The 12,259-nt window shown below is 63.0% G+C and carries 10 protein-coding genes and 2 pseudogenes; 3 read left to right on the plus strand and 9 right to left on the minus strand.

Annotated features, from left to right (window positions below; genetic code table 11):
• The 3 genes from Q427_RS15750 to Q427_RS15760 form a co-directional block, all read left to right on the plus strand.
• On the plus strand, positions 1-444 hold a 444-nt coding region (locus Q427_RS15750; RefSeq protein ID WP_043515635.1), incomplete at its 5' end, for a histidine phosphatase family protein.
• Positions 445-574: 130 nt separating this feature from the next.
• A complete protein-coding gene (locus Q427_RS15755; RefSeq protein ID WP_043515637.1) occupies positions 575-1,006 on the plus strand; it encodes a hypothetical protein in 432 nt (143 codons plus the stop codon).
• Positions 1,007-1,308: 302 nt separating this feature from the next.
• The gene (locus Q427_RS15760; protein WP_231613727.1) at positions 1,309-2,691 is read left to right on the plus strand and encodes a sensor domain-containing diguanylate cyclase; all 1,383 of its coding nucleotides are present in this window, start codon (positions 1,309-1,311) and stop codon (positions 2,689-2,691) included.
• On the opposite strand, the pseudogene Q427_RS15765 reads toward Q427_RS15760, so the two are convergent.
• The 9 genes and pseudogenes from Q427_RS15765 to Q427_RS32410 form a co-directional block, all read right to left on the minus strand.
• Positions 2,685-3,412: pseudogene (locus Q427_RS15765) on the minus strand (amino acid ABC transporter ATP-binding protein). The gene Q427_RS15760 and the pseudogene Q427_RS15765 overlap by 7 nt on opposite strands.
• A gap of 57 nt (positions 3,413-3,469) precedes the next feature.
• Positions 3,470-4,570 (minus strand): amino acid ABC transporter permease, encoded by a 1,101-nt coding sequence (locus Q427_RS15770; RefSeq protein ID WP_043515639.1) that lies wholly within the window; start codon positions 4,568-4,570, stop codon positions 3,470-3,472.
• A 9-nt stretch (positions 4,571-4,579) separates the two neighbouring features.
• Positions 4,580-5,770: an amino acid ABC transporter permease gene (locus tag Q427_RS15775; protein WP_043515642.1), complete on the minus strand. Its 1,191-nt coding sequence runs from the start codon at positions 5,768-5,770 to the stop codon at positions 4,580-4,582.
• Positions 5,771-5,884: 114 nt separating this feature from the next.
• A complete protein-coding gene (locus Q427_RS15780) occupies positions 5,885-6,913 on the minus strand; it encodes an amino acid ABC transporter substrate-binding protein (RefSeq protein WP_043515644.1) in 1,029 nt (342 codons plus the stop codon).
• A gap of 188 nt (positions 6,914-7,101) precedes the next feature.
• A pseudogene (locus Q427_RS15785) lies at positions 7,102-8,126 on the minus strand (amino acid ABC transporter substrate-binding protein).
• A 217-nt stretch (positions 8,127-8,343) separates the two neighbouring features.
• Positions 8,344-9,900: an alkyl hydroperoxide reductase subunit F gene (ahpF, locus tag Q427_RS15790; protein ID WP_043515647.1), complete on the minus strand. Its 1,557-nt coding sequence runs from the start codon at positions 9,898-9,900 to the stop codon at positions 8,344-8,346.
• Between the two features lie 175 nt (positions 9,901-10,075).
• Entirely contained in the window at positions 10,076-10,639 is a 564-nt protein-coding gene (gene ahpC, locus Q427_RS15795; RefSeq protein WP_043515649.1) for an alkyl hydroperoxide reductase subunit C, read from the minus strand.
• Between the two features lie 138 nt (positions 10,640-10,777).
• On the minus strand, positions 10,778-11,182 hold the full coding sequence (locus tag Q427_RS15800; protein WP_043515651.1) for a hypothetical protein: 405 nt from the start codon (positions 11,180-11,182) through the stop codon (positions 10,778-10,780).
• A gap of 242 nt (positions 11,183-11,424) precedes the next feature.
• The coding region (locus Q427_RS32410) for a M1 family aminopeptidase (RefSeq protein ID WP_231613726.1) at positions 11,425-12,259 on the minus strand (835 nt) is incomplete at its 5' end.

The raw sequence follows: 12,259 nt of genomic DNA on the forward strand, positions 1-12,259 counted from the left end.
GTCTCCCAGCTCGACGCCCTTCTCGCCGACTGGCATTGGCCGACACCCACGCGGATTCTTCATTCGGATTTCCTGCGTACCACCGAGACCGCTGCCCGGGCAGCGTCCCACTTCGCGCTACCCCTGCAGCGTGAGCCCCGCCTTCGTGAGAGACACTTCGGTGACCTCGAAGGCCTGGCGGACGACCGCTACCCCCATATCTGGGCGCTGGATGCACGCAGCGCCGAACACGTCGAACATGACGTGGAGAGCGTCGCCAGCGTCGCCGGCCGGATGCAAGCGGTGATCGAGGCACTGGAGCACACGCTGAGCGGGGAAACGGTGCTCCTGGTCAGTCACGGCGACCCGCTGCAGATACTGCTGACGGCGCTCGAGGGACAGCCGCTGAGCCGGCATCGCGATCGCGAACCGCTGGCTCCCGCCAGCCTGACTGTGCTGTCATGAGCCGCCCGACACGATTGCCATCATCAACGGCTGCGTCCGGACATCATCTGAGGTAGGATTCTGCATTGTCGGCATGGAGGCCGGTGAGAATCATCGTGCCGTGATGTGCACGCTACGGGAGGATCCCTCAATGCAACAATTCCTGTTTCCCCGCCGTCCGCTCTCTCGCGGCACCCTGGTTTTCTGCCACCTGCTGCTTCAGCTCGGGCTGCTGACCGCGGCCGCACTCTGGCTGATGCCGCACACGCCATGGCTGACGGCAACCGACTGGATCACGGCCTGGCCGGCCCTGGCACTGGGTAGCGGTCTCTGGCTGCTGGCCGCCATGACCCTGCGCCTGCTCGCCGAGCTGTGCCTGCTGCCCCATCACCTGAACAGCCGGCCGGGCTTTGCGCCGGGCGATGTCATGACTCGTTCGTTCGAGCGTCGGCCAGCGGTACACGCCGAGGATTCCGCCTGGACCAGCGAGGCACGTCACCTGGAGACAGAAGCCAGCGTGCTGGGAAGTGCCCGGATTACGCGCCCCGCCGAGCCTTTGAAACCTACCCGCTCCCCCATCTGACCGACCCACCTCCAGGGTGGCGGCTTCCGCCAACGCGATTGCCTTGCCGACGCCGCTGTCAGCTGCGACTTTGGTGGACTTTCCGCCCATCAGCGCTATCCGATTGTTAACCCATGTTATGATCGGTTACCGCCCGATGGATGGATCACTGCCATGCCGGTACCGGTCTTCCCCGACGATGCTCGCCTGCTTGGTGCCCTAGCCAGCGGCAGCCGAGGGCTGATCAGTGCGCGCTTCTGGGGGATGGTGTCGATGCGCTGCTGGCCGAGCTAGGCCGGGCATCCGGCGCCAGCCGCGTCTGGATATTTCAGCTTCTCGAGCTACAGCAAGAGGTCGTGGTCCAGGACTACGTCTTCGAATGGGCAGCCGCACCCCACTATCGACAGCTCACCCAGAAACGTTTTCGCTTCTTCTCGACGCTCTTCGACGACCCGGTCTATCAGCGCATCGTTGCCGAACGACAGCGCGGCGAACCCCAATGTTTCATTACTGCCGAAATGCCTTCCGGCTCACTGCTCAAAAACCTGGAAAGCCAGGGCATACTGTCCATGGTCACAGTGCCCATCATGGTCGATGGCCAGTGGTGGGGCACGCTGGGCATCGATGACTGCGAGCGTCGCCTGGAGTGGCAAGGCCCCGGACTCCAAGCCCTGGTCGTCGCCGCCGAGCTCATTGCATCGGCCATCTACCGCCATCAGCTCACCAGCCGCCGCCGACAGGTCGAACTGTTCCAACAGGTGGCCGACTGCGGCATCTGGGAGGTCGATCCGCATAGCGGCTCGACATGGTGTTCCCGCGCCCTGCTGAACACGCTTGGCTACCCCGACCAATACGCCCGGGTGCCGCTAAGACGGTTGCTGGCCCATATCGTCAGGGAAGACCGTCTGCGCTTCTGGTCTCAGCTGCGCACCTGCCTGGCCGATGCCAGAAAGAATTTGCGCCTCGATGTGCGTCTCATCAGCAAGAACGGTGACACTCGATGGCATGAAATCGTCACCGAGGTGGTCTGTGACGAATCGGGCCGGCTTGAGGCACTGGCCGGACTGGTCATCGACATCAGCCAGCGCAAGCAGGGCGAAGAGCGCGCCATGATTGCAGCGGAATACGATGAGCTGACCGGTGTGCTGAACCGCCGAGGCCTTACCCGACATCTGGCCGAAACCCTGGGCGGGGTACCGGAGCAGCTGCCACCACACCACCTGCTGCTGGTGGATATCGACCATTTCAAGCAGATCAACGACGCCTACGGGCACCCGGCGGGAGACGCACTGTTGAGGCTGCTGGCTGATCGGCTGGACAAGGAGCTACGATCCGAGGATGGCCTGGCTCGCCTGGGCGGGGAGGAGTTCGCCATAGTGGTCAGCGGTCTGAACGACCAACAGGTGATGCAGGTGGCCGAACGATTGCGGGGTCGCATCGCCGACACCCCCTTCCCGCTGGAGAGTCTGCCGGCAAGGCCGTCATCCCATCAGGTCGGCATCTCGATCAGCATCGGTGTCGCCGGGCTGTCCGTTGGCCAGGACCTGAGCCATAGCCAGGCGCTGGCCATGGCTCAGGCGGACCAGGCGCTCTATGCCGCCAAGGGGGCCGGCCGCAACCGGGTCGTGGCCTACTGGCAGCAAAGTAGAGAGAGACAATCTAGCCGGGTCAGCACCGCAGGCGCAGAACCCGGCACGGCTCAGTGACCCAGTATCTGGCTGAGGAACAGCTGGGTACGCTCTGACTGGGGGTTGTTGAAGAAGGGTTCCGGAGCGTTCTCCTCGATGATCTGCCCTGATCCATGAAGATCACCCGGTCGGCCACGGTCTTGGCGAAGCCCATCTCGTGGGTCACGCAAAGCATGGTCATGCCCTCGTTGGCCAATTCGACCATGACGTCGAGCACCTCCTTGATCATTTCCGGGTCGAGCGCCGAGGTCGGCTCGTCGAACAGCATCACTTCGGGGTGCATGCAGAGCGAGCGGGCGATGGCGACCCGCTGCTGCTGACCACCCGACAGCTGGCCGGGATACTTGCGCGCCTGCTCGGCGATCTGTACCCGCTCGAGGTACCTCATGGCCAGCGCCTCAGCCTCACGGCGGGGCTGCTTCTGCACCCACATGGGCGCGAGGCAGCAGTTTTCCAGCACCGTCAGGTGCGGGAAGAGATTGAAGTGCTGGAATACCATGCCCACGCTGCGACGAATCTGCTCGATGCGCTTGATATCCTGGGTCAGGGGGATACCGCCGACCACGATCTCGCCCTGCTGATGCTCTTCCAGGTGATTGATACAGCGGATCAGCGTCGATTTCCCCGAGCCCGAGGGTCCGCAGATGACAATACGCTCGCCGCGCTTGACCTCGAAGTCGATATCGCGCAGCACGTGGAAGTCGCCGTACCACTTGTTGACGCCGCGCATCTCGACCATGGGTGTCTCGGTGCCGGCCTTGGGAGTTGTCGCCTGTTCATTCATTGTTTGCGTTCCTTATCTTTTATGGCCGGTATGCAGCTTCCGCTCGAGATACTGGCTATAGCGCGACATGCTGAAACAGAAGACCCAGAACATGAAGGCGGCGAAGACATACCCCTCCAGGGCAAAGCCCAGCCAGCGGGAGTCGGACAGGGCCGCCTGAACGATACCCAGCAGGTCGAAGAGCCCGATGATCATGACCAGAGTGGTGTCCTTGAACAGCGAGATGAAGGTATTGACGATACCCGGGATCATCATCTTCAGCGCCTGGGGCAGCACGATCAGGCCCATCCGCTTCCAGTAGCCCATGCCCAGGGCAGCCGCGGCCTCCTCCTGGCCCCGCGGGATCGCCTGCAGACCACCCCGGATCACCTCGGCCATGTAGGCACTCTGGAACAGGGTGATACCGATGAAGGCGCGGATCAGGCGGTCGACGCTGACCCCGGTGGGCATGAACAGCGGCAACATCACCGAGGCCATGAACAGCACCGTGATCAGGGGCACGCCGCGCCAGAACTCGATGAACACCACGCAGAAGCTCTTGACGATGGGCATCTGCGAGCGCCTGCCCAGCGCCAGCATGATGCCGATGGGCAGGGCACCCACCATGCCCACCACCGCCAGCACCAGGGTCAGCATCAACCCGCCCCAGCGATGGGTTTCCACCACGCGCAGGCCGAAGTGACCGCCGTAGAGCAGGAAGTAGGCCAGCAGCGGGAAGCCCACCAGCGTCGCCAGCGCTATCCAGCGCTTGTAGGGCAACCGTGGAATCGCCAGCCAGGCGATCAGCCCGGCGAAGGTGGCAAAGGTCAGGTTGACCCGCCAGATCTCGCTGCCGGGATAGAGCCCATAGATGAACTGGCCGAGGCGGGCGTTGACGAACACCCAGCAGGCGCCTTCCCGGGAGCAGTCGTCACGGCTGGTGCCGATCCAGTCGGCGTTGATGAAGGCCCACTGCAGCGTCGGCGTCAGCAGGATGTAGAGCAGGTAGAACCCCAGCAGGGTGAACACGGTGTTCACCGGGCCGCTGAAGAGGTTGGCGCGCAACCAGGCCACCGGGCCAACGGTGCTCCTGGGTGCAGGGCGCGCATCGATCATCTTCGATTGAATTGTCATGGCGCTCTCCTAGCGTTCCACCAGCGCCACACGGGCGTTGAACCAGTTCATGAACATCGACACCAGCAGGCTGATGGTCAGGTAGACCGCCATGGTCATGGCGATGACCTCGATTGCCTGTCCCGTCTGGTTGAGCGTGGTCCCGGCGAACACCGATACCAGATCCGGGTAGCCGATGGCGGTGGCAAGCGACGAGTTCTTGATCAGGTTGAGATACTGGCTGGTCAGCGGCGGAATGATCACCCGCATGGCCTGTGGCACCACCACCAGGCGCAGCACCAAGTTGCGCGGCAGGCTGAGCGCCTGGGCGGCCTCGGTCTGACCATGGGAGATCGCCTGGATGCCCGAACGCACGATCTCGGCAATGAACGACGCGGTATAGATCGACAGCGCCAACCAGAGGGCAAGGAACTCCGGAATGATCGTGATGCCACCACGGAAGTTGAAGCCGGTCAGTTCCGGCACATCCCAGGTCACCGGCACGCCGGTGACGACCAGCACCAGCATCGGCAGGCCGAGTATCAACCCAAGCGAGATCCAGCCTGCCGGGAAGCGCTTGCCCGTGGCCTCGTGGCGACGCTTGTTCCAGATCACCAGGCCGATGCTGGCCGCCACGGCAATACCCAGTGTCAGGGGAATCAGCCCGAAGCCGGACTCGAACAGCGGCTCGGGCAGATAGAGTCCACGCACGTTGAGGAAGACCACCTCACCCAGCGACAGACTGTCGCGGGCACTCGGCATGGTCCGCAGCACGGCGAAGTACCAGAAGAAGATCTGCAGCAGCAGAGGAATGTTGCGAAATATCTCGATATAGCCGTTGGCCAGCCGGGCGATCAGCCAGTTGGGCGAAAGCCGGGCGATGCCCACGGTAAAGCCGATGATCGTCGCCGCCAGTACCCCCAGCGCCGAAACCAGCAGGGTATTGAGGAGGCCCACCACGAAGGTGCGACCGTAGGTGCTCTGCGATGAGTAGTCGATCAGGCTCTGGACGATACCGAAGCCGGCCGTATTGCTGAGAAAGCCGAAGCCGGTCGTGATGCCACGAGCGGCCAGGTTGGCCTGGGTATTGCCGACGATATAGAGCAGAAAGGCCGCCACTGCAGCGATCAGCAATACCTGGAAGATCAGTGCGCGCTTGGCGCGATCACGCCAGAAAGGCGGTTTGGGGCCCACCGGATGGGCCTGGGGTCGAACGGACATGAAGGGACTCTCCGCCTGGATCCGTCAAGCAGGTATCAAGCCCCGGCCCGGGATAACCGGGCCGGGGCATAACAAGGCTCGAGACGCCATCACACAGCGCCTCGGACGGTTCGATCAGCGAATCGGCGGTGCGTACTGAATGCCACCCTGGGTCCAGAGGGCATTGATGCCACGCTCGATCTGCAGCGGGGAGTCCATGCCCACGTTACGCTCGTAGCTCTCGCCGTAGTTGCCCACTTGCTTGATGATGTTATAAGCCCAGTCGGCCTCGATGCCCATGCCCTGGCCATAGTTGCCGTCCTGGCCCAGCAGGCGAGCGATGTCCGGGTCTTCGGAAGCGAGCATCTCGTCGACGTTGTCGCTGGTGATGCCCATCTCCTCGGCGTTGAGCATGGCGAACAGCGACCACTTGACGATGTTGAACCACTGGTCGTCACCCTGACGAACCACCGGGCCCAGCGGCTCCTTGGAGATGACTTCCGGCAGGATCACCGAACCGTCGGGATCGGAGAGCTGGATGCGCAGGGCCGCCAGCTGGGAGGTATCGGAGGTCAGGACGTCGCAGCGGCCGGCCTCGTAGCCGCCCACGGTCTGCTCGGAGGTGTCGAAGACGATGGGGTCGAAATCCATGCCATTGGCACGGAAGTAGTCGGCGACGTTCAGCTCGGTGGTGGTGCCGGACTGCACACAGACCGCCGCACCGTCGAGCTCTGTGGAGCTGGAAACACCCAGGTCGCGGTTGATCATGAAGCCGATGCCGTCGTAGAAGTTCACGCCGGTAAAGTTCAGGCCCAGGGTGGTGTCACGGGTCGTGGTCCAGGTGGTGTTGCGCGAGAGCACGTCCACTTCGCCGGACTGCAGCGCGGTGAAGCGCTCAACGGCGTTCAGTGAAATATAGCGCACCGCCTCGGCATCGCCGAAGACGGCGGCGGCCACGGCACGACAGACGTCCACGTCGAGGCCCTGCCACTCACCTTGGTCGTCCGGCGCGGAGAAGCCCGGCAGGCCGTCACTCACGCCGCACTGAACCGCACCACGATCACGTGTATTTTCAAGCGTATCGGCAGCCGCTGCGGAAGCGGCACCCAGAGTCAGAGCCGCTGCAGAAGTGAGTAGCAGCCACTTGTTCTTGTTGTTGCGCATGGAGGTCCCTCGATATCAAAATCAGAAATTGAATGGTGCATGCCGAGGCATGTGCCAGCACCTTAGCAAGGTTTCTTCCGCCGCAGGGATAGGCCAGTCGAAACACTTATTCAACGATCCGGCCGAAGTGGATCTCTCTCGACTGCCAGACCCTTCCAGTGCCACCGCCTGGACCGGCACAGTCGCCGTCAACGTATCGGCGGTGCGTACTGGATCCCCCTTCCGTCCAGAGCGCATTGAGGCCACGGGCAATCTTGAATTCGGACCCCTCGCCGACGTTGCGGTCGAACATTTCGCCGTAGTTGCCCACCTGACTGATGATCTGATAGGCCCAGTCGGCCTCAAGACCCATGGCCTCGCCATAGTTGCCGTCACGCCCCAGCAACCGGGCGATGTCCGGATCTTCGGAGTCGAGCATGTCGTCGACGTTGTCCTGGGTAAGGCCCATCTCTTCGGCATTGATCATGGCGAACAACGACCACTTGACGATGTTGAACCACTGATCATCGCCCTGAAGCACCGCCGGACCCAGCGGCTCCTTGGAGATGATATCCGCCAGCACCACGGCGCTGTCGGGATCGGGCAGCTGCATGCGCTGGGAGTAGAGCTGAGAGGCATCGGTGCTGAGTACGTCGCAGCGCCCCGCTTCGAAGCCGGCAATCGACTGCTCGGGGGAATCGAATACGATGGGGTTGTAGCTCATGTCATTGACGCGAAAGAAGTCCGCCAGGTTCAGTTCACTGGTGGTACCGGACTGGGTACAGACATCGGCCCCATCCAGCTCCAATGCACTCGAGACACCCAGTTCAGCGGGCACCATGAAGGCCTGGCCATCGTAGTAGCTGACCCCGGTGAAGTTGACGCCCATGCCGGTGTCTCGGCTCGAGGTCCAGGTCGTGGTGCGCGACAGCACATCGACTTCCCCGGACTGAATGGCCGTAAAACGCTCCACGGAGTCCAACGGCACGAAACGCACGCTCTCGGCATCGCCCAACACCGCAGCGGCGATCGCACGACACACATCGGTGTCCAGTCCCCGATAGGTGTCCTCGTCATCCAGGGCCGAGAAGCCCGGCTGGGCGGCGTTGACGCCGCAGCGCACATGGCCCTGATCGCGCACATTTTCCAGGGTGCCGGCCTGAGCCAGTCCAGTGGCGCCGAGCGTCAGCAGTATCGCCGGCATCAGCCGACTCAGCGTATTGTTATCGATCATATGATTCATCCCTTTCCATGGTGGGGTGTATCAGGGGCCGGTTCAGCTGCCGCCTGCCTTATCATTAGCCTATATACCCACCACTTTCACCTGATCATTTGGATGCCCCCTTCTTCTTCACGAAAAAACCACGACCACACACGAAATCGCCCCCGCAGGCTCAGCCTGCGGGGGCGATGTGGTCACCCTTGGTCGGGCGGCTCGATAGAACCTGTCGTCAGAGGCGAATCAGGTAGTCGAAGGCGCCCAGTGCCGCCTTGGAGCCCTCGCCCATGGCGATGACGATCTGCTTGTAGGGCACGGTGGTGACGTCGCCGGCGGCGAAGATGCCCGGCACCGAGGTCATGCCGTGATCGTCGACGACGATCTCGCCACGGGGGGAGAGCTCGATCGGCGAGTCGGTCAGCCACTCGGTGTTGGGCACCAGGCCGATCTGCACGAAGATACCCTCCAGGTCGAGCCTGCGCAGCTCACCGCTTGACCGCTCTTCGTAGGTGAGACCATTGACCCGCTTGCCGTCGCCGTTGACTTCGGTGGTCCTGGCCCCCTTGATCACCTCCACATTGGCCAGACTGGCGAGCTTCTTCTGCAGCACCGCATCGGCACGCAGCTCATCCATGAACTCGATCAGGGTGACATGCTCGACCAGGCCGGCCAGGTCGATGGCGGCCTCGACCCCGGAGTTGCCGCCACCGATCACCGCCACGCGCTTGCCCTTGAACAGGGGGCCATCGCAGTGAGGGCAGTAGGCCACGCCCTTGTTGCGGTACTCCTCCTCGCCGGGCACGCCCATCTCACGCCAGCGAGCACCGGTCGCGAGTATCAGGGAGCGGCTCTTGAGCGAAGCGCCCGACTCGAACACAACCTCATGCTCGCCACCGGGCTGCGATGCCGGCACCAGCTTGACGGCCCGCTGCAGCGGCATGATATCCACGTCGTACTGCTTGACGTGCTCCTCCAGCGCGGCGGCCAGCTTGGGGCCGTTGGTCTCCGAAACGGAGATGAAGTTCTCGATGGCCATGGTATCGAGGACCTGGCCGCCGAAGCGCTCGGTAGCAACGCCCGTGCGGATGCCCTTGCGTGCGGCATAGATGGCTGCCGCGGCACCGGCCGGGCCGCCGCCCACCATCAGCACCTCGTAGGCCGGCTTCTCGTTGAGCTTGGCGGCCTCGCGCTTGGCGGCGCCAGTATCGACCTTGGCCAGGATCTGCTCGAGACCCATGCGCCCCTGGTCGAAGGGTTCGCCATTGAGGTAGATGCTCGGCACCGACATCACCTCGCGCTTCTCCACCTCGTCCTGGAAAAGTGCCCCGTCGATGGCCACATGGCGAACCTTGGGATTGAGCACCGCCATCAGGTTGAGCGCCTGAACCACATCGGGGCAGTTCTGGCAGGAGAGCGAATAGTAGGTTTCGAAGCTCAGCTCATCGTCGAGGCTCTTGATCTGTTCGATCACCTCATCGGAGACCTTGGGCGGGTGCCCGCCGACCTGCAGCAGGGCCAATACCAGCGAGGTGAACTCGTGGCCCATGGGGATACCGGCGAACACCAGGCCGGTATCTTCCCCGGGGCGATTCAGGGCGAACGACGGCGTGCGAGCATCGCGACCATCGCTGCGCAGGGTAATCTTGTCGCTCAAGCCGGCAATCTGCTGCAGCAGCTTGAACATCTCCTGAGACTTGTCGCCGTCATCGAGGGACGCGACGATCTCGAACGGTTGGGTGACCTTTTGCAAATACGTCTGCAGCTGGCTCTTCAGATTGTCGTCCAACATGACAGCGGCTTCCTCATGTCTGGCTCATGAAACAGGCATGACTCGACGCCCTGCGAGGCCAGTGGCCAGCGCACGTCGGGTCAGGGGCTCGGTCTTGGATCGCCCGGGCGGAGTGCACCCGGGCGTGGAACTCACGAGGTCAGGGGATGGCCCCGCGGGTTCGGCAAGCGTTTCCTTAGATCTTGCCGACCAGGTCCAGGGACGGAGACAGGGTCTCTTCGCCTTCCTTCCACTTGGCGGGGCACACTTCGTTCGGGTTGGCGGCCACGTACTGGGCAGCTTTCACCTTGCGCAGCAGCTCTTCGGCGTTACGGCCGATGTTGCCGGCATTGATCTCGACGATCTGGATCTTGCCTTCCGGGTCGATCACGAAGGTGCCACGCTCGGCCAGACCGGCTTCCTCGATCAGCACCTCGAAGTTGCGCGAGATGGTCAGGGTCGGGTCGGCCAGCATCGGGTACTGGATCTTGTTGATCGTCTCGGAGCTGTCGTGCCATGCCTTGTGGGTGAAGTGGGTATCGGTGGAAACACCGTAGACCTCGACGCCCAGCTTCTTGAACTCTTCGTAGTTGTCCGCCAGATCACCCAGCTCGGTGGGGCAGACGAAAGTGAAGTCAGCCGGATAGAAGAAAAAGATGTTCCACTTGCCCTTCAGGCTCTCTTCGGTGACGTCGATAAACTCGCCATTGTGAAAAGCAGTGGCTTTGAACGGCTTGACTTCGGTGTTGATCAGGGACATTCAGTAATGCTCCTTGTCGATGGTTGATGATCCGAATACGGGACCCATGGTAACCGCTGAGCCCCGATAGGCTAAATTGAATGCTAACATGGCGGTGATAAGCAACGCCTATGAGTGGCGATTAACCTATTGAAAGGCTTATTGAAACGACACCACCTCTCCCTGGCGATCCAGCGCCAGGAAGCTCTCTATATTACCCATCTTGAGCGATTCGACCATTCGCTGCATGTGACGCTCGGCTTCCTCGCCAGACGGCGGCTGCTGACCACTGCCGGAAAGCGCAGCCACGAACACGATATCCCACTCGATACCGGTATTGCGCGACTCCGCCACCAGCGCCTCCATGTCACTGAGCTCCTCGGGTGACTTGTCGACGCACAGCGCCGGGGTCAGGACACCGCCCTCGCCCTGCTCGAAGCGCTGGCGCTGCTCGGCGGTGGGGTTGTCCGGCAACTCGGCACGCGTGAAGACGAACAGCAGCCGCTGCGGCTCCGGCTGCTGCTTCGCCTCTTCCAGCAGGTCGGTAAATCGGGAAATGGCCAAGACGCTCCTCCAGAACTCGTTCGCAGCATCGCACTGGCGATGCTGATGATGAAACAGGCGCCAGCCAGGGGCAAGGCGCACCCGATACGATAACGCATTCGCCACGGCACTGCTCGCCACCCGGCGTCAGCGCGTGGACGAAAAGTCGACGTGCAGGTCCGCTTCGTCCAGCGGCCATATGCCGGCCTCGAGGGTGTCTCCCTCGGCGTCCTGGACCAGGTAGCTGCGATGCTGATGGTGTCTCAGTGATGCAACCAGTCGCTGCAGCTGGCCATGCTCCGCGGCACTGACCACCGCCACCCGGCTTTCCGGCAGCGTCCACATCCGTGCCTCACCCTGTTCCGCCAGGCCTCCGACAGCTCGGGCAATGCCTGCTCGGCGAGCCAGGCGGCGACCTCGTCGTCGTCGCCAAGGACTAGCAGCGGCGCTTCGTCATCGAGCGACGGTTCGCGAACCAGGGCCAGTGGACGGCCCAAGGCCTGCTGGACCCACTCGCGGCCCTTGGCCTCCATGTCCTCCGACAGCACCAGCAGGCGACTCTCGGGGTGCAGGGCGACATGCCTCAGAATGAACGGCGCCGGATCGAGCCGGCGCAGCAGGTCATGGTCAGGATCGACGGCCAGGGAGAGGGGTTCTGCGTCATACGATAGCGAAAACCTGGCCTGCCGGGTCTCGAGCGCGACATCATGGCGCACGGGCCCACTGCTGGTCTCTACCACCACCGGTACCGACAACGGCCATGGCGCGTGGCCGCCCGTCTGTTCGAGCACGCCCTCCACCTGCCAGCCTGCCTCGCTTTCGCGGCGTTCGACCTCCGTTAGGTGCAACGCCGGCCGCCCAGGCCTGCGAAGCCAGGCTCCGAGAAAGTCTCGCAGATTCTCGTCGGCCACCGCCGAGAAGGCCGCGGCCAGGTCATCCCAGCTCGCGGTCGCGTGCATATGTCCCGCGGCGAAGCGCTTGAGGCCGGCATCGAACGTCTCGTTACCAATGCGCTGTCGCAGCATGTGAAAGAGCATTGCACCGTGTTGATAGCCCAGTAGCCGCATGGCTGGGTCGCGGCTACCGCGGAAGTCCACC

Source organism: Halomonas sp. BC04 (assembly GCF_000568385.1).

Coding starts and splice junctions, on each gene's coding strand:
- Q427_RS15755 (WP_043515637.1), top strand. CDS start 575: ATGCAACAATTCCTGTTTCCCCGCCGTCCGCTCTCTCGCGGCACCCTG.
- Q427_RS15770 (WP_043515639.1), bottom strand. CDS start 4,570: ATGACAATTCAATCGAAGATGATCGATGCGCGCCCTGCACCCAGGAGC.
- Q427_RS15775 (WP_043515642.1), bottom strand. CDS start 5,770: ATGTCCGTTCGACCCCAGGCCCATCCGGTGGGCCCCAAACCGCCTTTC.
- Q427_RS15780 (WP_043515644.1), bottom strand. CDS start 6,913: ATGCGCAACAACAAGAACAAGTGGCTGCTACTCACTTCTGCAGCGGCT.
- ahpF (WP_043515647.1), bottom strand. CDS start 9,900: ATGTTGGACGACAATCTGAAGAGCCAGCTGCAGACGTATTTGCAAAAG.
- ahpC (WP_043515649.1), bottom strand. CDS start 10,639: ATGTCCCTGATCAACACCGAAGTCAAGCCGTTCAAAGCCACTGCTTTT.